This window comes from Streptomyces sp. DSM 42067, assembly GCF_055792885.1.
On sequence record NZ_CM147706.1, the window covers coordinates 3525538 to 3544048 of the forward strand.

The following is an 18511-nucleotide window of genomic DNA, read 5'->3' on the forward strand; positions in this document are numbered from 1 at the left end:
CCCCAGTGCCTTAAGGGCCTGGGAGGTGCCCCCAGCGGAACGACTGCCCACAAACCGGGCGGCCTACGGCCGCAGTGCCGGCTCTCGCCGGAGCTGCTGCCGGTCCAGCTTCGCGTCGTACGCGGCCAGCGGCTTCGCCTCGGCCGCCGTCGCGGCCGGAACCCCCGCCCACGCAAGGATCCGCGACGTCGCAACGTCGCGATCGGCCTCGCTCAGCCCCGCGACCCGCGCCCCGTGGTTGGCACCCGGCGCCGTGAAGACGTACGAGTCACGCGCCCCCTCCCCGAGCCGGAAGGGCTCGGCACCCCACGGGTCGTTCTCCCCGTACACGTACAGCATCCGCTGTGCGTTGTGCCGCACCCAGCTGTCCACGTCCCGCATCACCCACGGCTGGAACGTCATCGGAATGGACCGCGGAACGAAGTTCCGCGGCGGCTGGTACCCGTAGCGGGAGAGGTCCCCCAGCCAGGGCTGCTGGATCGTGGGCGCGCCGAGCTGGGTGCCCGCCTGGTAGTAGTACGGCGTGTACGGCTCGAGGCCCTGGTCGGTGTAGAACGACCAGCCTGAGATGGCGTCGACGTAGTCGAAGAGCTCCTGGTCCGTCGCGGTCGACGCGTCCGGCACGTCGGTGCACTCGGCCTCGAGGTGGTACTGCCAGAAGCCCCACACCAGGTCGAGGACGACGGCCTCGTACGCCTTGTCGAGGGAGCCGACGGTCGTGAACGTGAAGCCGTTCTCCTCGGCGTACGCGGCGTACTTCTCCTCCAGCGGCTCACGCCGGACGAGCGCCTCGCGCTGCACCGCGTTGAGCTTGTCGCGGCACTCCTCGGTGCCGACCGTCTCGAAGAACTCGTCGTATGCCGAGTCCTCCTTGTTCACCACGTCGTTGGGCGCGACGTACGCGACGACGCCGTCCATGTCGCGCGGATAGAACCGCTCGTAGTACGTGGCGGTCATGCCGCCCTTCGAGCCGCCGGTGGCCAGCCACTTCTGACCGTAGATCGGCTTCAGCGCCTTGAAGATGCGGTGCTGGTCGCTCGCGGCCTGCCAGATGTCGAGCGTGGACCAGTCGGCCGGGTCGGGACGGGACGGCGTGAAGAAGCGGTACTCCATCGACACCTGGTTGCCGTCGACGATGCGTGTCGGCTCGGAACGGCTGGGCGTGGTCGAGACGTGGTAGCCGGAGGTCGAGAAGACGGTCGGGCGGCTGGTGTCCTTGTGGAGCACCGTGATGCGCTGCTCGAAGGTGCCCTTGGACGGATGCCGGTGGTCGACCGGCTGGGTGTAGTCGAGGACGAAGTAGCGGTAGCCGGCGTACGGCTTCTCCTCTATCAGGCTTATGCCGGGAACGGCGAGAAGCCGGTCCTTGATGTCGGTGTCGGCGGCCGCCGGTTCTGCGGCGGTGGCCGCACCGGCCGTGCTCAGGGTGCCGATCAGCACCACGAGCGACAGCAGCCATCTGACTGCCTTGCGCATGCACCCTCCCCTGGTGGAACACAGATGTGCGCCGGAACTTAGCGGAGCAACTGCCCTTACACCAGGGGAGGTTGTGAACAGTGGGGAGAAAGAGGGATCGCGAAGGCCTCAGCAGAGGATCCAGCCCGAGCTCACCGAGCCCGAGCCGACTGCGCCCTTGATCCATACGCAACGGTGGCCGGCATGAACAGTGACCGGGCCCGCGTGATGGATGTAGCGCCCTTTGTCCCGCACCGGGCGGCTGCCGCGCGCCTGCACGCTGACGGACATCGACGTGCGCGTACCGGACCGCTCGGCGAAGGTCACGGCGCAGACGTAGCCGCGGCTCTTGTAGACGCGTACCTCACCGGTGGAGAACGGGAGAGTGCGGACCTTGCGGCCAGGACAGAAGGAGGCGGCTTCGGCGGTGCCGCTGCCCGGGCCCGCGAGGAGCAGCAGCGCCGCCGTCGTCAGTACGGCCGTACCGAGCATGCTGCGGCGCCGGAAACCCCGGCTTATGCCACCACTGTCCACTGCAGCCCCTCTCGTCACATCCGCACCACCGTACTGGTGAACGGACGCGCCGAGCGGGGCCCGTGGTTGCATTCACTCCGCCGTACGGACGCGCCGGAGGCCAGATGGCGAGCCGGAGGACGCGGCGAACCGGAAGACACGCGGCGAACCGGACACCAGGCGGCGAATCGGAGGCCACGCGGTGAACCGGAAGCCACGCGGCCTTACGTCGCCGTACCGACCTCCACGGTCTTCTCCGGCTCCCCGATGAAGGTCCGCCACAACTCCGCGTACCGCCCGCCCCGCGCGAGCAGTTCGTCGTGGGTACCGTCCTCGGCGACCCGGCCGTCGGCCATCACCACGACGCGGTCCGCGCGGGCGGCCGTGGTGAGCCGGTGGGCGACGACGAGCGTGGTGCGCTTGCCTGCCAGGCGATCGGTGGCCTGGTTGACCTGGGCCTCGGTGGCCAGGTCCAGGGAGGCCGTCGCCTCGTCGAGGAGCAGGATGTCCGGGTCGACGAGTTCGGCGCGGGCCAGCGCGATCAACTGGCGCTGTCCGGCGGAGAGATTGCGGCCGCGCTCGGAGACCTCGTGCAGATAGCCGCCGTCGAGCGTGGCGATCATGTCGTGCGCGCCGACAGCGCGGCCCGCCGCCTCCACCTCGGCGTCCGTGGCGTCCGGGCGGCCGTAGGCGATGGCGTCGCGGACGGTGCCGGAGAAGAGGTACGCCTCCTGCGGGACGACTCCGAGCCGGTGGCGGTAGCTGGTCAGATCGAGGGCGCGCAGGTCGGTGCCGTCCACCGTCACACGGCCGTCCGTCGGGTCGTAGAAGCGCGCGACGAGCTTGACGAGCGTCGACTTGCCCGCGCCGGTCTCGCCGACGAACGCGACGGTCTGTCCGGCCGGGATGTGCAGCGTGACGCCGCTGAGGGCGTCTTCGGCCTCCCCGTTTCCGTCGGCGGCCCCGTAGGCGAAGGTCACGTCCTGAAAGGCGATCTCGCCGCGCAGCGACAGCACTTCGAGCGGCTCGTCGGCGGCCTTCGTGGAGGTCGGCTCCTGCAGCAGCTCCTGGATGCGGCCGAGTGAGACGGTCGCCTGCTGGTAGCCGTCGAAGACCTGCGAGAGCTGTTGCACGGGCGCGAAGAACAGGTCGATGTAGAGGAGATACGCGACCAGGGCGCCGGTGGTGAGGGTGCCGGCGTCGACCCGCCCCGCGCCGACGATCAGCACTGCGGCCGCGGCGACGGACGACAGCATCTGCACGAAGGGGAAGTACACGGAGATCAGCCACTGGCCGCGGATCCGGGCCTGGCGGTAGCTGTCGCTGCGTTCCGCGAACCGCCGCCCGCCGGACCGCTCGCGCTGGAACGCCTGCACGATCCGCAGCCCGGCCACCGTCTCCTGGAGGTCGGCGTTGACCACCGAAACCCGCTCGCGCGCGAGTTCGTACGCCTTCACGCTCCGCCTGCGGAAGAAGTACGTGCCGACGATCAGCGGCGGCAGCGTCGCGAACACGACGAGCGCCAGCTCCAGGTCGATCACCAGGAGCGCGGCCATGATGCCGAAGAAGGTGACGACGGAGACGAAGGCGGTGACCAGGCCCGTCTGCAGGAACGTGGACAGCGCGTCCACGTCCGTGGTCATGCGGGTCATGATGCGGCCCGTCAGCTCGCGCTCGTAGTAGTCGAGTCCGAGCCGCTGCAGCTGAGCGAAGATCTTCAGGCGGAGGGCGTACAGGACGCGTTCGCCGGTGCGTCCGGTCATACGCGTCTCGCCGATCTGCGCCGCCCACTGGACGATCACGGTCACGAGGCCGAGACCGGCCGCCGCCCACACCGCGCCGAGCGCCATCCGTGTGACGCCCTCGTCGATGCCGTGCCGGATCAGCACCGGCAGCAGCAGACCCATGCCCGCGTCGACGGCGACCAGGAGCAGCGCGAACAGCAGCGGCCTGCCGAAGCCGCGCAGCAGCCTGCGCAGTCCGTACGACTTCTCGGGGGTGACCGCGCGGGCCTCGTCGATGTCGGGGGTTTCGGTGGCCGGGGGCAGCGCCTCGACCTGAGCGAGGAGTTCGGGGGTGGCGGGTGTACCGGACAGCGCGGTGTCCTGGGGCTCGCGGTCGCCGGTCCACAGCCTGGGGGTGATGCCGCGTTCCGCGTCGAACTCCGCGTCCAGTTCATCCCGGACCGTCGTGTCCTCGGGCTGCTCCGCGGGCAGGGCGTGGCCGGGCGAGACGCCGCCCAGCTCGTCCGGGTCTGTCAGCAGCCGCCGGTAGAGGGCCGAGCGCTCCTGCAGCTCCTCGTGCGTGCCGATGTCGGCGAGCCGGCCGCCGTCGAGCACGGCGATGCGGTCGGCGAGGCCGAGGGTTGAGCGGCGGTGGGCGATGAGCAGGGTGGTCCGGCCCTCCATCACGTGCGCCAGCGCCTCGTGGATCTCGTGCTCCACGCGCGCGTCGACCGCGGAGGTGGCGTCGTCGAGGACGAGGAGGCGCGGGTCGGTGAGGATGGCGCGGGCGAGCGCGATGCGCTGCCGCTGGCCGCCGGAGAGGGTGAGCCCCTGCTCCCCCACCTTCGTGTCGTAGGCGTCGGGGAGCTCGGAGACGAACCGGTCGGCCTGGGCGGCGCGGGCGGCGGCCTCGATCTCCTCCTGGGTCGCGTCGGGACGGCCGTACGCGATGTTGGCGCGCACCGTGTCGGAGAACAGGAAGCTGTCCTCCGGTACGAGGCCGATGGCGGCGCGCAGGGAGTCGAGGGTCAGTTCGCGTACGTCGCGGCCGCCGACAAGGACGGCGCCGTGCGTCACGTCGTAGAAGCGCGGCAGCAGCAGTGAGACGGTGGACTTGCCGGAGCCGGACGCGCCGACGACGGCGACGGTCTCGCCGGGCCTGATCTCGAACGACAACCCGTCGAGGACGGGCTTGCCGTCCGCGTACGCGAAGGACACGTCGTCGAACTCGACGGTCGCGGGTGCGTCGGCGGGCAGTTCCCTGGTGCCGTCCTCGAGGCTCGGCTCGGTGTCGATGAGTTCGAGGACGCGCTCCACGCCCGCCCGTGCCTGCTGGCCGACGGTGAGCACCATGGCGAGCATGCGGACGGGCCCGACGAGCTGGGCGAGATAGCTGGAGAAGGCCACGAACGTGCCGAGCGTGATCTGGCCGCGCACCGCCAGCCAGCCGCCGAGCGCCAGCATCGCGACCTGCCCGAGGGCCGGGACGGCCTGCAGGGCCGGGGTGTACTTGGAGTTGAGCCGGATGGTGCGCAGACGCCCCGCGAACAGCCGCCGGCTCACCTCGCGCAGCTTCCCGGTCTCCTGGTCCTCCTGTCCGAAGCCCTTGACGACCCGCACGCCGGAGACGGCCCCGTCGACGACGCCCGCGACGGCCCCGGCCTGCGCCTGCGCGTACCAGGTGGCGGGGTGCAGCCGGGAGCGGCTGCGCCTGGCGATGTACCAGAGGGCGGGGGCGACGGCGAGCGCGACGAGGGTGAGCGGCAGGGACAGCCACGCCATGATCCCCAGGGAGATCAGGAAGAGCAGGATGTTGCCGATCGTCATCGGCAGCATGAAGAGCAGGCTCTGGATGAGCTGGAGATCGCTGGTGGCCCGCCCGACGACCTGCCCGGTGGAGAGCTCGTCCTGCCGCCGCCCGTCGAGCCTGGTGATCGTCCCGTACATCTCGGTACGCAGGTCGTGCTGCACGTCGAGCGCAAGACGGCCGCCGTAGTAGCGGCGGATGTAGGTGAGGACGTAGACGAGGACGGCGGCCCCGACCAGCGCACCGGCCCAGACGCCCATGGACCGCGTCTTGTCCTCGATGACGTCGTCAATGATCACCTTGATGATCAGCGGTACGAGTGCCAGGACGGCCATACCGGCGAGCGACGAGCCGAGCGCCAGCACGACGTCCTTCGGGTACCGCCACGCATACCCGGCAAGCCGACGCGCCCAGCCGGGCTCCTGCCCCTGCCCGACCGCACCCTTGTCCGCTGCCACGCCGGCGCCTCCCGTTCGTCCTGTCCCGCCGGAAAGCCCCAACGCGTCTGACTGCGGATTTCATCCCGCCGCAACAATTCCGGCGCGGGATCGGGACCAAAGTCCTGGGCCGCCCCGGGCTGTGGTCCTACGCCTGCCTCGGTGCGAGTGCGCGGCGCCGTCCCCAGTGTTTCTGATGTCGCCCTTGGTACGCGCTTTCACCGGATCAGATGACTTCCAGTGGAAGCTCAGCAGGGACAAGAAGATCGCCCAAGGCATCGCCGAGAGCCCCGAGACCGAGCGCATGCGCGAGGAGATCCGGCTCGCGTTCGACCTCGGCCAAGCCGTCTACGACCGCCGCACCGCGCTCGGGATCTCCCAGACCGAGCTCGCGCGGCGCGCCGGTATGACCCAGCCGCAGGTCTCCAAGCTGGAGCTGGGCGGGACCGTGCCGACGCTGCCGCTGCTGGCCCGGCTCGCCAGGGCGCTGGATGCGGCGCTCTGCCTTGAACTCGACGGGGAGACCTCCGTCGTCGAGTTCAAAGCACACTCCGCTGCGTGACCCTCGGGGCGCAGTCCGCCCCGGGGGACCGTCCCGGCCTCGTCACAGATGCGTCGGCGCGAACATCCTCAGGAGCGCCGGGAGCACCACCACCGAAGGGCCGGGGGTCGACAAGGCCTTCGCCAAGTCGTCCGCGAGAGTGGCCGGTGTCGTGCGTATGCCCGGGACGCCGAACGACTCCGCCAGGGCCGCGTAGTCCGGGCGCGTCAGTTCGGTCCCCGTGGCCTCGCCGAAGGCGTCCGTCATGTACTCGCGCAGGATGCCGTAGCCGCCGTCGTCGATGATCAGCCACGTGACGTTCAGGTCGTACTGCCTGGCCGTGGCCAGTTCGGCGATGGAGTACAGCGCGCCGCCGTCGCCCGAGACTGCCAAGACCGGGCGCATGGGGTCGGCCACCGCGGCTCCGAGCGCCGCCGGGAAGGCGTAGCCCAGGCCGCCCGCGCCCTGCGCCGAGTGCATGGTGTTCGGCCGGCGGGCGTCGAACGCGGACCAGGCCCAGTACGACAGGATCGTCATGTCCCAGAAGGAGGGCGCCCCATCGGGCAGGGCGGCGCGCACCGCGGCGAGCGTCTGCTGCTCCAGGGTGAGGTCCTGGGACGCGATCCGGTCCCGGACCTTCGCCAGCACTGTGGCCACGCGCTCCGGCGCGGACGGGTCGTGGCGCTCCTCCACCGTCTCGAGGAGTGCCGACAGCGCCAGTCGCGCGTCGGCGTGGATGCCAAGGGCCGGGTGGTTGGACTCGAGCTTGCCGAGGTCGGCCTCAATCTGGATGACGCGGCCGCGGGGCTTGAACGTGTGGTAGTTCGAGGAGAGTTCACCCAGGCCCGAGCCCACCACCAGCAGGACGTCAGCGTCCTCCAGGATGTCGGTCGTGTGCCGGTCCTCCAGCCAGGACTGGAGCGAGAGCGGGTGTTCCCAGGGGAAGGCGCCCTTGCCGCCGAAGGTCGTCACCACCGGGGCCTGGATCTTCTCCGCGAGGGCGCGCAGCTTCCCGGACGCGTCGGCCCGTACGACACCGCCGCCCGCGATGATCACGGGACGCTCGGCGCTCGACAGCAGGTCGGCCGCCACCGCGGTCAGCTCGGGACGCGGCACCAGGTCGTGCGGCGTCGCGTCGACCGCCGTGACGACGGGCAGAGCCGTCTCGGCGAGCAGCACGTCCTGCGGGATCTCCACCCAGACGGGCCCGTGCGGGGCGGTCAGCGCGGACTCCCAGGCCTCGGCGATCGCCGAGGGGATCTGGGACTGCGTACGCACCGTGTGCACCGACTTCACGATCCCGCGGAACGACGCCTGCTGGTCGGGCAGCTCGTGCAGATAGCCGTGGCGGCCGCCGCCGAGCCCGGCGACCGGGATCTGGCTGCTGATCGCCAGCACGGGGGCGCTCGCCGAAGCCGCCTCCTGGAGCGCGGCCAGGGACGTCAGCGCGCCCGGACCCGTCGACAGCAGCAGCGGCGCCGCCTCGCCCGTGATCCGGCCGTACGCGTCGGCGGCGAAGCCCGCGTTGTTCTCGACGCGCAGCCCCACGTACTTCAGGGCGGAGCGGCGCAGCGCGTCGAACATGCCCAGCGCGTGCTGGCCGGGCAGCCCGAAGACGGTGGTGGCGCCGAGGCCCTGCAGGGTCTCGATGACGAGGTCACCGCCGTTGCGGCCCGCCGGAGGGTTGAGCGCGGCCTCGGTCTGGGCGGCCGTGGGCCGCAGCTCCAGGTCGTGGTCGTGGGTCACTTGGCCCCACCCTCCTGGCGGGCCTCCGCGATCTGCCGGGACATGATCGTCGTCAGCTCGTACGCGGTGTGCGACGCGGCGACGGCGGTGATCTCGGCGTGGTCGTAGGCGGGGGCGACCTCCACGACGTCCGCCGAGACCAGGTTGCAGGAGGCCAGCCCCCGCAGGATCTCCAGCAGCTCGCGCGAGGTCATGCCGCCGGCCTCGGGGGTGCCGGTGCCGGGGGCGTGCGCCGGGTCGAGGCAGTCGATGTCGATGGAGATGTAGAGCGGGCGGTCGCCTATGCGCTGGCGCAGCTGGTCGGCGACCTCGTCCGCGCCGCGCCGGTAGATGTCGGCGGACGTGACGATGCCGAAGCCCATCTTCTCGTCGTCGGTCAGGTCCTGCTTGCCGTACAGCGGACCGCGCGTGCCCACGTGCGAGAGCGCGGAGGTGTCGAGGATGCCCTCCTCCACGGCCCGGCGGAACGGCGTGCCGTGCGTGTACTCCGCGCCGAAGTACGTGTCCCACGTGTCGAGGTGGGCGTCGAAGTGCAGCAGCGCCACCGGGCCGTGCTTCTTCGCGACCGAGCGCAGCAGCGGCAGCGCGATGGTGTGGTCGCCGCCGAGCGTCATCATCCGCGCCCCGGTGCCGAGGATCTCGTCGGCCGCGGCCTCGATCGTCTCCACGGCCTCGTTGATGTTGAAGGGGTTGGCCGCGATGTCACCGGCGTCGGCGACCTGCGCGAGCGCGAAGGGCGACGCGTCCTGCGCCGGGTTGTACGGCCTCAGCAGGCGCGAGGCCTCCCGGATCGCGTTGCCGCCGAAGCGGGCGCCCGGCCGGTAGGAGACACCCGTGTCGAACGGCACGCCCACGACGGCCACATCGGCGGCCTCGACCTGGTCGATGCGCGGCAGCCGCGCGAAGGTCGCGGGCCCGGCGTACCGCGGCACACGGGAGGAGTCGACGGGGCCGCGGGGCTGGCCGTCGCCGCCGATTACCGGGTAGTCGGTGCTGTTCATCGGTCGAACTCCTCCAAGTGGTACGGACCCAGGGGTACGGATCCAGGTCGTGCGGATCCGGGTTTACGGATCTGCTTGGTCAAGTGTTGCGCGGCCCACTGACAGTCCCGGTCACGGGGACAGTCCCAACGGACAGTCCTGGTGAGGGGATGTACTGGTCAGGCTGCCGCGGCGCTCGGCGCGGCCGCCTCGGCCGCCTCCGACGCCTCGCCGCCCCGCCCCGCCAGCCGCTCGCGCCAGTGCGCAAGGACCGCCGCGTCCGTCGGCTTCGTGGCCAGGGACACCACGACGTACGCGGCGAGCGAGGACAGCAGGCCGTAGTACACGGGCTCGTTGGCGAGGATGCCGTACCCCCACATCAGCCCGATCACCGCGAGGCCGCCGACCACGACGGCCGCGAGCGCGCCCTGCACCGTGCCGCGCCGCCACAGCAGCCCGCCGAGGATCGGCACGAGCAGCCCGCCGACGAGCAGGTTGTACGCGACGGTGAGCGCCTCGACGACGTCGTTGAGGGCGATCGCGATGCAGACCACGGCGACACCCATGATCAGGATGAAGACGCGGTTGCCCTTCACCTCGTCGTGCTCCTCGCCCTTACGGGACACCGCGCCCCGCAGCCGCGACCAGATGTCGTTGTTGGCCACGGTCGCACAGGCGATCAGCGCACCGGAGGACGTGGACATCACGGCGGCGAGGGCGGCGGCCAGCACAAGGCCGCGCACACCCATGGGCAGCTCGTCCTTGACGATGGTCGCGAAGGCGTCGTCCGCGCTCTCCAGCTTGGGGTAGAGCACCTTGGCCGCCGTACCGATGACGGCACCGGCGAGCGCGTACGCGAGGCAGTACGTGCCCGCGACCGTGCCGCCCCACTTGGCGGTCTTGTCGCTGCGCGCGGTGAACACGCGCTGCCAGATGTCCTGCCCGATCAGCATGCCGAAGGTGTAGATCAGGACATACGTGAAGATCGTCTCGCCGCCGATGCCCAGCGGGTCGAAGTACTCGGTGGGCAGCTGGGCCTTCATCTCGCTGAAGCCACCGGCCTTGACGACCGCGATGGGCAGCAGCAGAAGCAGCACGCCGATGGTCTTCACGACGAACTGGACCATGTCCGTGAGCGTGATGGACCACATGCCGCCGAGCGTCGAGTACGCGACGACGATCGAGCCGCCGAGGATGATCGCAAGCGTCCGGTTCATGTCGAAGAGGACATCGAAGATCGTCGCGTAGGCGATCGTGGACGTCACCGCGAGCATGAGCGTGTACGCCCACATGACGACGCCGGAGATGACACCGGCCCGGCCGCCGTAGCGCAGGTCGAGCATCTCGGAGACGGTGTAGACCTTCAGCCGCGCGATACGGGCGGAGAAGAAGATCGAGAGGGCGAGCAGGCCGAGCCCGATGGTGAACACCATCCAGGCGCCGGAAAGACCGTACTGGTAGCCGAGACCGACGCCGCCGATGGTGGACGCGCCGCCGAGAACGATCGCGGCCATGGTGCCGGAGTACATGGTCGGGCCGAGCCGGCGGCCCGCCACCAGGAACTCGCTCTTGGACTTGGCGCGGCGCATGCCCCACCAGCCCATGGCCAGCATCCCGGCCAGATAGACCACGATCACTGTGTAGTCGACGGCCATGCGGCCCTCCTTCGCGCACCTCGGTGGCGTGTCGTGCAGATGGGGATGTGGTGGGCGGCGAGCGCACTCGGCTCGCGAACCCTGTGGCCGGCGACTGGTCGCGGGGACATCCGCCCGTACCCGCGGACGCCGACGGCACGACACTAGGTGGCCGGAATGCGACGCTGAAGTGTACGTTTCATCCATTCCTCCGGAACGAAATGGAGGGAACGTCCATCGTGCCGGACCCCGCCGCCCCACCGACCCCGCCCGTCCCGCTCGCCGCCCTGCTGGCCCGCGAGGACCTCGGGCTGCGCCAGATCGCCGGTCCCGCGCCCGCTGACGAGCCGACGATGATCCTCTGGGCCCACACCTCCGAGATGGCCGACCCCTATCCGTATCTGCTCGGCGGCGAGCTGCTGCTCACGGCGGGCGTGCACGCCACGGAGGCCGCGGGCACGGGGTCGTACTTCGACGACTACGTGTCGCGGATCGTCGAGGCGGGCGGCGCGGCGCTCGGCTTCGGTGTGGCGCCGGTGCACGACACCGTGCCGCGCGCCCTGATCGCGGCCTGCGACCGGTACGGGCTGCCGCTGATCGAGGTGCCTCCGCGGACGACGTTCAGTGCGGTCGCCCGCGCCGTGTGGGGCCTGATGGCCCAGGTGCGGCACGCGGAACTGCGCCGGGTGACCGAGGCCCAGCAGGGCCTCGCGGTCGCGGCGGCCCGACCCGACCCGGTACCGGCGGTTCTGCGCCAGTTGGCGCAGCGCCTCGGAGGCTGGGCCGTGCTGTTCGCCCCGGACGGCACGGAGGCGGCGACGGCGGGACGCCCGCCCGCCGGTGAGGCGCTGCACGCCCTGTCCAAGCTGGCTGGAGTGGTACGGCCGGCAGTCGATACCGGCACCGGCAAGGAGGCGTCGGGTCCCGGGGAGTCTCCCGGGAGACGAAGCCCCGGTGCGCGCCCGTCCTCGGCCGCCGACACCGCGTCCGGCACGCACCTCACCGCGTACGCGCTCGGCGGCGGCCAGGGCTTCACGCTCGGCATCGCCACGGACCGCCGCGAACCCGGCGACCACACGATCGCGGGCGTCGCCGTGGTCCTGCTCTCCCTGCTCACCGGGGAACACGAGAGCACCACGGGGGCCGCCCGCTCGACGGCGCTGGTCCGACTGCTGCTGGGCGCCGCAGCGGAGGAAGTGGCGCCGCTGCTCGGTGGCGAACGGTGGGTGGTGGTGCACGCACGACCGGACAGCGGCAGCAGTACGAACGGCCAAGGCGGCGGTACGAGCGGCCGACGCGGCGGTACGGAAGTCCCGTGCGGCGCTACCGAATGCGAACCCGGCGGCCGCGCAGCAGACACGGCAGCCGCGATCAGCACGATCGGCGCAGCGGGCGCGATGGCCGCACCGGGCGCGATCGGCACAGCCACAACGGGCACAGCCACAGCGGGCACAGCCACCGACCGCGCAGCCACCGACCCCGTCAGCACCGCAGCGCTGGGTGCCGCGCTCGGCACCGCACTCGTGGACGCCCACGACGACGTCGTACGGCTCCTCGTCCCCGCCGACCACCAGGTCACCGCGCAACCCGGCTGGACGCTCGGGGTGAGCGCGCCGTCCGGCGCACACGAACTCGCCGTCGCCGACGCGCAGGCAGCCAGGGCGCTGATCCGTGCCCTGGCCACCCGTACCGCGCTCGTGCCGCACAGCGACCGCTCAGGGCTCGCCGCGCTCGTCCCTCAGGACGAAGCCGACGCCCACGCGCGCGTGCTGCTCGCCCCGCTCACCGGCACCCCCCAGGGCCCCGCACTGACCGAGACGCTGCGCACCTGGCTCTCCCTGCACGGAAGCTGGGACCGCACAGCGGTCGCCCTCTCGGTCCACCGCAACACGGTCCGCCAGCGCATCGCCCGCTGCGCGGCACTGCTGGACAGGGACCTGGACGACCCGGACGTACGCATGGAGCTGTGGTTCGCGCTGCGGCAGACGGGCCAGAGCTGAGCTGGGCGCGGCCCGGACGTGAGGCGCGTCCCAGCGCTCGGGACATCGCCGCCGATCCGGCCCCTCGACGGCACAATGGGCCCCATGCCGATACCCGGGACACCCAGCCGCGCCGACCTCGTCGGCCACCTCGTCCGCACCCGTATAGCGGGCGACGTCGCCACTCCCCGCGAGAACAACCTCTCCCACTACCGCAAGCTCGCGAACGGCGACCGCCACTACTGGCTCGGCCTGGAGCTCGGCGACCGCTGGACCGACGAGCAGGACGTGCTCGCGGTGATGGCCGAGCGGTGCGGCGTCATCGACGACCCGCATCACCGGCACGGGCAGGACACCATCGACCCGGAGCTCACGGTCGACGCCCTGGAGCGCATGGCGGCGCGGCTGCGCAAGGCCGCCGTGGGCAAGCAGCGCGTACTGTTCGCGACCGGTCACCCTGGCGGCCTGCTCGACGTGCACCGCGCGACGGCCGACGCCCTGCGCGCCGCCGGGTGCGAGATCGTGGTGATCCCGGAGGGGCTGCAGGCGGACGGGGGCTATGTCTGGCAGTTCGCGGACGTCGCGGTGCTGGAGCGGGGTGCGACCCTCTGGCACACGCACTCCCCCGAACCGATGGCGGCGATCCTCGACGGCCTGGAGCAGGAGGGCCGCCCGCTGCCCGACCTGGTGGTCGCCGACCACGGCTGGGCGGGCTGCGCGGGCCAGCGCGGCCTCGACTCCGTCGGCTACGCGGACTGCAACGACCCGGCCCTGTTCATCGGCGAGGCCGAGGGCACCGTCCAGGTCACGGTCCCCTTGGACGACCATGTCACGAGCCCCCGCCACTACGACCCGATGACGGCGTACCTGCTGGCACAGGCGGGCCTGACCGAGACGACGTGAGCGACGCCGCGGAGCGGGGCACAGCCCCGCCCCCGCCGGGTCAGCTCGGCCTCGGCACCCGCATGACCCCTTCCTGAATCACCGAGATGGCCAGCCGCCCCTCCTGCGTGTAGATCCGGGCCTGCCCGAGCCCCCGCCCGCCGGACGACGACGGCGATTCCTGGTCGTACAGGAGCCATTCGTCGGCCCGGAACGGCCGGTGGAACCACATCGCGTGGTCGAGCGATGCTCCCACCACGTCGCCGACGGCCCACCCGCCACGCCCGTGCGCCAGCAGCACGGAGTCGAGCAGCGTCATGTCGGAGACATACGTGGCGAGGCAGATGTGCAACAGGGGATCGTCGTCGAGCTTGCCGTTGGTGCGGAACCAGACCTGGGAGCGCGGTGCACGCGGCTCGCCGTACCTGCCGTACGGCGGATCGTCGACGTAGCGCAGATCGACCGCGGCCCGGGCTTCCAGGAGCCTCTCCACGACCTTGGGGTCGAGGTTCCCGTACACGGGCAGCCGCTCCTCGGCCGTGGGCAGCGTGGCCGGGTCGGGCGCGGGCGGCATCGGCTCCTGGTGGTCGAGGCCGTCCTCGTACGTCTGGAAGGACGCGGACAGGCCGAAGATCGGCTGCCCGTGCTGGACCGCTACGACCCGTCGGGTGGTGAAGGAGCGGCCGTCGCGGAGGCGGTCGACGGTGTAGACGATGGGCGCGCCGGGGTCGCCGATGCGCAGGAAGTACGCGTGGAGGGAATGGGGGAGCCGGTCCTCGGGGACCGTCCGCCCTGCGGCGACGAGCGCCTGTGCCGCGACCTGTCCGCCGAAGACACGTGGGACGACGGCGGACCGGGACTGGCCGCGGAAGATGTTCTCTTCGATCCGCTCGAGGTCGAGCAGATCGAGGAGAGACTGAAGTGCCTGACTCATGCTGTGAGTCTCCCAGCCTCTTGTTACGCCGGGCCGCCGAATGTTACTCGCGAGTAGATATTGGGGTGAAGATCACCCGACGATCGCGTGTCATCCGTCACGCGGCGGTGACCTGGCCCTTCTACCGCCGTGAGAGACAGCTACGGGCGCCCATGCATGCCTTCATGCATGGGCGCCCGTCCCCGCGGTCGTTACAGACCCATGTCCTTCGCGATGATCGTCTTCATGATCTCGCTGGTGCCGCCGTAGATGCGGTTGACGCGGTTGTCCGCGTACAGGCGGGCGATCGGGTACTCGTTCATGTAGCCGTAGCCACCGTGCAGCTGAAGGCACTTGTCGATGACGCGGTGCGCGACCTCGGTGCAGAACAGCTTGGCGCTGGCGGCCTCGGCTGCGGTCAGCTCGCCCGCGTCGAGAGCCTCCAGGGCGCGGTCGGCGACGGCCTCGGCGGCGTCCACCTCGGCCTGGCAGGCGGCCAGCTCGAACTTGGTGTTCTGGAAGTGGGCGACCGGCTTGCCGAAGACGGTGCGCTCCTGCACGTACTGCTTCGCGAACCGGACGGCGGCCTTGGCCTGCGCGTACGCACCGAAGGCGATGCCCCAGCGCTCGGAGGGCAGGTTGGCGCCGAGGTAGTAGAAGCCCTTGTTCTCCTCGCCGAGCAGGTCCTCGACCGGCACCTTCACATCGACGAACGCCAGCTCGGCGGTGTCGGAGGTCTTCAGGCCGAGCTTGTCGAGCTTGCGGCCGACGGAGTAGCCCTCGGACTTGGTGTCCACGGCGAACAGGGATATGCCGTGGCGGCGGTCCTCGGCGGTCGGGGCGGCGGTGCGGGCGCAGACGATGACCTTGTCGGCGTGGACACCGCCGGTGATGAAGGTCTTGGCGCCGTTGAGGACGTAGTGCGTGCCGTCCTCGGAGAGCTTGGCGGTGGTCTTCATGCCCGCAAGGTCGGAGCCGGTGCCCGGCTCGGTCATCGCGATGGCCCACATCTCCTCGCCGGAGACGAACTTCGGCAGGAAGCGCTTCTTCTGCTCGTCGGTGGCGAGCATCTTGATGTACGGCAGGGCGAGCAGCACGTGCACGCCGGAGCCACCGAAGGAGACGCCCGCGCGCGCGGTCTCCTCGTACTGGATGGCCTCGAACTTGTGCGACTCCATGCCGGCGCCGCCGAACTCCTCCGGAACGTTGATGCCGAAGAGGCCCAGCTCGCCGAGCTTGTAGTAGAACTCGCGCGGCGCCTGGCCGGCGGCGAACCACTCGTCGTGGACCGGCACGACCTCGGCCTCGATGAAGGCACGCAGGGTCTCCCGGAACGCCTCGTGGTCCTCATTGAAAACGGTACGGCGCACGGACATGCTCCTTCGTTACGGCTCGCGACCATCGGTACCAGTGGACTGGCAAGCGGACACCACAACGGACTAAGCGCTTGCTCAGACAAAGGTTACCGGCCAGTCACCGCAGCCGTCCAGAGACCCACGTCACGTCAGGACAGGCCCTCCGCCCCTTCCCTGGCCGCCGCGAACGCCCCCCGCGCGAGCCGGTGCAGCAGATCCGCCGTGGCCGCGCGCCCGGGCAGCGCACCCGGACGGCTCAGATGCGGAGTCGAGTTCAGCAGCCCGAACACCGCGTGCACGGAGGCCCGCGCCGCCGGCTCGGCCAGGCCCGGATAGACCTTGCGGACGACCTCCACCCACAGCTCGACGTACTGCCGCTGCAGCTGCCGCACCAGCTTGCGGTCGCTCTCCCGGAGGCGGTCCAGCTCACGGTCGTGCAGGGTGATCAGAGGGCGGTCGTCGAGCGCGAAGTCGATGTGCCCCTCGATGAGGGAGTCGAGCAGCGCCTCGGGATCCCCGTCGGTCTCGGCGACCCGCCGCTTGCCGCCCGTCAGCAGTTGCCCGCTGATGCCCACGAGCAGCTCGGCGAGCATCGCGTCCTTGCCGGCGAAGTGGCGGTAGAGGCCGGGGCCGCTGATGCCGACGGCGGCCCCTATCTCGTCGACGCCGACACCGTGGAAGCCGCGCTCGGCGAAGAGCCGGGCGGCTTCCTTGAGGATCTGCTCACGCCGGGTGGGGGCGTCTGTTCTGGCGACCATGCATTAATTCTAGACAGGGAGGTTAGCGCTCGTTAACCTGAGGGAAGTGGGTTAACGGTCATTAACTTCGGCCATGCGGCCCCAGCAGCTTCACAGGCTGGGCTGCCGCTACGGCTGAGGGGCTTCATCGGTACGGGCAAGGGGGCTCGACGCGATGTACGAGGCACCGGAGCTGACGAGCGCGGCAGATCCCGCGTCGGAGGCCTGGCGGGTCAACGAGGCGGCGCACCGCGCCCTCGGCGAGGAGCTGCGCGCGCGGCTGGCAGAGGCGCGGCTCGGCGGGGGCGAGCGGGCCCGCGCCCGCCATGTGCAGCGCGGCAAGCTGCTGCCGCGCGACCGCGTGGACACGCTCCTCGACCCGGGTTCGCCGTTCCTGGAGCTGGCGCCGCTCGCGGCGTACGGGATGTACGGCGGGGACGCCCCCGCGGCAGGCGTCATCGCGGGGATCGGCAGGGTCTCGGGCCGCGAGTGCGTGATCGTCGCCAATGACGCAACGGTCAAGGGCGGCACGTACTACCCGATGACGGTGAAGAAGCACCTGCGCGCCCAGGAGGTGGCGCTGGAGAACCGCCTTCCGTGCGTCTATCTGGTCGACTCGGGCGGCGCCTTCCTGCCCATGCAGGACGAGGTCTTCCCGGACCGGGAGCACTTCGGGCGGATCTTCTACAACCAGGCGCGGATGTCGGGCGCCGGGATCCCGCAGGTCGCGGCCGTGCTCGGTTCGTGCACCGCGGGCGGCGCGTACGTACCCGCGATGAGCGACGAGGCCGTGATCGTCCGCAACCAGGGCACGATCTTCCTGGGTGGCCCGCCGCTGGTGAAGGCGGCGACGGGCGAGGTGGTCACCGCCGAGGAGCTGGGCGGCGGCGAGGTCCACTCGCGCGTGTCCGGTGTGACGGACCATCTGGCGGAGGACGACGCGCACGCGCTGCGGATCGTGCGGACCATCGTCTCGACCCTCCCCGCGCGCGGGGAGCTCCCCTGGCCGGTCGAGTCCGCCGTGGAGCCGAAGGTGGACCCGGCCGGGCTGTACGGGGCGGTGCCGGTGGACTCCCGCACTCCTTATGAAGTGCGCGAGGTCATCGCGCGCATGGTCGACGGCTCCCGCTTCGCCGAGTTCAAGGCGGAGTTCGGGCAGACGCTGGTGACGGGCTTCGCGCGGATCCACGGCCATCCGGTCGGGATCGTCGCCAACAACGGCATCCTGTTCTCCGAGTCCGCCCAGAAGGGCGCCCACTTCATCGAGCTGTGCGACCAGCGCGGCATCCCGCTGGTCTTCCTGCAGAACATCTCGGGCTTCATGGTCGGCCGGGACTACGAGGCGGGCGGCATCGCCAAGCACGGCGCCAAGATGGTCACGGCCGTGGCCTGTACGCGCGTCCCGAAGCTGACCGTGGTGATCGGCGGGTCGTACGGCGCGGGCAACTACTCGATGTGCGGGCGGGCGTATTCACCGCGCTTCCTGTGGATGTGGCCGGGCGCCAAGATCTCGGTGATGGGCGGCGAGCAGGCGGCCTCCGTGCTCGCGACCGTCAAGCGCGACCAGTTGGAGGCGCGCGGCGAGGAGTGGCCGGCCGGGGACGAGGAGTCCTTCAAGGCCCCGATCCGTGCGCAGTACGAGTCGCAGGGGAATGCCTACTACGCGACGGCGCGGCTGTGGGACGACGGCGTGATCGACCCGCTGGAGACCCGGCAGGTGCTGGGGCTCGCCCTGACCGCCTGCGCCAACGCCCCGCTTCCCGAGAGGGACTCGACCGCCGCCGGCTTCGGCGTCTTCCGGATGTGAG

The 18511-nt window shown here is 71.0% G+C and carries 13 protein-coding genes; 4 read left to right on the forward strand and 9 right to left on the reverse strand.

What is annotated here, in order from left to right:
* Nucleotides 1-63: 63 nt before the first annotated feature.
* The 3 genes from ACSMXV_RS16310 to ACSMXV_RS16320 all read right to left on the reverse strand — a co-directional run bounded on the left by ACSMXV_RS16310 (nt 64) and on the right by ACSMXV_RS16320 (nt 5957).
* Nucleotides 64-1476 (reverse strand): aminopeptidase, encoded by a 1413-nt coding sequence (locus ACSMXV_RS16310; protein ID WP_473178325.1) that lies wholly within the window; start codon nt 1474-1476, stop codon nt 64-66.
* Nucleotides 1477-1584: 108 nt separating this feature from the next.
* Complete coding sequence (locus ACSMXV_RS16315) at nt 1585-1947, reverse strand: hypothetical protein (RefSeq protein WP_473178326.1); 363 nt, start codon at nt 1945-1947, stop codon at nt 1585-1587.
* Between the two features lie 245 nt (nt 1948-2192).
* Complete coding sequence (locus ACSMXV_RS16320; protein ID WP_473178327.1) at nt 2193-5957, reverse strand: ABC transporter ATP-binding protein; 3765 nt, start codon at nt 5955-5957, stop codon at nt 2193-2195.
* A 175-nt stretch (nt 5958-6132) separates the two neighbouring features.
* Between ACSMXV_RS16320 and ACSMXV_RS16325 the strand changes: the two genes are divergently transcribed.
* A complete protein-coding gene (locus ACSMXV_RS16325; protein ID WP_473178328.1) occupies nt 6133-6498 on the forward strand; it encodes a helix-turn-helix domain-containing protein in 366 nt (121 codons plus the stop codon).
* A gap of 42 nt (nt 6499-6540) precedes the next feature.
* Here the strand turns inward: ACSMXV_RS16325 and ACSMXV_RS16330 are convergent, their stop codons facing one another.
* The 3 genes from ACSMXV_RS16330 to ACSMXV_RS16340 all read right to left on the reverse strand — a co-directional run bounded on the left by ACSMXV_RS16330 (nt 6541) and on the right by ACSMXV_RS16340 (nt 10858).
* Complete coding sequence (locus ACSMXV_RS16330) at nt 6541-8223, reverse strand: thiamine pyrophosphate-binding protein (RefSeq protein WP_473178329.1); 1683 nt, start codon at nt 8221-8223, stop codon at nt 6541-6543.
* A complete protein-coding gene (gene speB, locus ACSMXV_RS16335; RefSeq protein ID WP_473178330.1) occupies nt 8220-9224 on the reverse strand; it encodes an agmatinase in 1005 nt (334 codons plus the stop codon). The genes ACSMXV_RS16330 and speB overlap by 4 nt, the downstream gene beginning before the upstream one ends.
* 158 nt (nt 9225-9382) lie before the next feature.
* A complete protein-coding gene (locus ACSMXV_RS16340) occupies nt 9383-10858 on the reverse strand; it encodes a sodium:solute symporter family protein (protein WP_473178331.1) in 1476 nt (491 codons plus the stop codon).
* Between the two features lie 200 nt (nt 10859-11058).
* On the opposite strand from ACSMXV_RS16340, the gene ACSMXV_RS16345 reads away from it, so the two are divergent.
* Both ACSMXV_RS16345 and ACSMXV_RS16350 read left to right on the forward strand, forming a co-directional pair.
* On the forward strand, nt 11059-12837 hold the full coding sequence (locus ACSMXV_RS16345; RefSeq protein WP_473178332.1) for a PucR family transcriptional regulator: 1779 nt from the start codon (nt 11059-11061) through the stop codon (nt 12835-12837).
* A gap of 84 nt (nt 12838-12921) precedes the next feature.
* Nucleotides 12922-13719, forward strand: coding sequence for a phosphatase (locus ACSMXV_RS16350; protein ID WP_473178333.1), 798 nt, complete (start codon nt 12922-12924; stop codon nt 13717-13719).
* A 40-nt stretch (nt 13720-13759) separates the two neighbouring features.
* Here ACSMXV_RS16350 and tesB read toward each other — a convergent pair whose 3' ends face one another.
* From tesB to ACSMXV_RS16365, 3 genes are all read right to left on the reverse strand, one after another.
* On the reverse strand, nt 13760-14632 hold the full coding sequence (gene tesB / locus ACSMXV_RS16355) for an acyl-CoA thioesterase II (RefSeq protein WP_473178334.1): 873 nt from the start codon (nt 14630-14632) through the stop codon (nt 13760-13762).
* Nucleotides 14633-14823: 191 nt separating this feature from the next.
* Nucleotides 14824-15981 carry an acyl-CoA dehydrogenase family protein gene (locus ACSMXV_RS16360; RefSeq protein ID WP_181862615.1) on the reverse strand — a complete coding sequence of 386 codons (1158 nt, stop codon included), beginning with the start codon at nt 15979-15981 and terminating at the stop codon, nt 14824-14826.
* A gap of 134 nt (nt 15982-16115) precedes the next feature.
* Nucleotides 16116-16724 carry an SACE_7040 family transcriptional regulator gene (locus ACSMXV_RS16365; protein WP_473178335.1) on the reverse strand — a complete coding sequence of 203 codons (609 nt, stop codon included), beginning with the start codon at nt 16722-16724 and terminating at the stop codon, nt 16116-16118.
* A 154-nt stretch (nt 16725-16878) separates the two neighbouring features.
* On the opposite strand from ACSMXV_RS16365, the gene ACSMXV_RS16370 reads away from it, so the two are divergent.
* Entirely contained in the window at nt 16879-18510 is a 1632-nt protein-coding gene (locus ACSMXV_RS16370; protein WP_473178336.1) for a carboxyl transferase domain-containing protein, read from the forward strand.
* The last annotated feature ends 1 nt before the right edge of the window (nt 18511 follow it).

Excerpts from the sequence above, each read along its gene's own strand:
- ACSMXV_RS16340 (WP_473178331.1), bottom strand. The coding sequence starts at position 10,858 with ATGGCCGTCGACTACACAGTGATCGTGGTCTATCTGGCCGGGATGCTG.
- ACSMXV_RS16310 (WP_473178325.1), bottom strand. The coding sequence starts at position 1,476 with ATGCGCAAGGCAGTCAGATGGCTGCTGTCGCTCGTGGTGCTGATCGGC.
- tesB (WP_473178334.1), bottom strand. The coding sequence starts at position 14,632 with ATGAGTCAGGCACTTCAGTCTCTCCTCGATCTGCTCGACCTCGAGCGG.
- ACSMXV_RS16315 (WP_473178326.1), bottom strand. The coding sequence starts at position 1,947 with ATGCTCGGTACGGCCGTACTGACGACGGCGGCGCTGCTGCTCCTCGCG.
- speB (WP_473178330.1), bottom strand. The coding sequence starts at position 9,224 with ATGAACAGCACCGACTACCCGGTAATCGGCGGCGACGGCCAGCCCCGC.
- ACSMXV_RS16350 (WP_473178333.1), top strand. The coding sequence starts at position 12,922 with ATGCCGATACCCGGGACACCCAGCCGCGCCGACCTCGTCGGCCACCTC.
- ACSMXV_RS16325 (WP_473178328.1), top strand. The coding sequence starts at position 6,133 with ATGTCGCCCTTGGTACGCGCTTTCACCGGATCAGATGACTTCCAGTGG.
- ACSMXV_RS16365 (WP_473178335.1), bottom strand. The coding sequence starts at position 16,724 with ATGGTCGCCAGAACAGACGCCCCCACCCGGCGTGAGCAGATCCTCAAG.
- ACSMXV_RS16345 (WP_473178332.1), top strand. The coding sequence starts at position 11,059 with ATGGAGGGAACGTCCATCGTGCCGGACCCCGCCGCCCCACCGACCCCG.
- ACSMXV_RS16370 (WP_473178336.1), top strand. The coding sequence starts at position 16,879 with ATGTACGAGGCACCGGAGCTGACGAGCGCGGCAGATCCCGCGTCGGAG.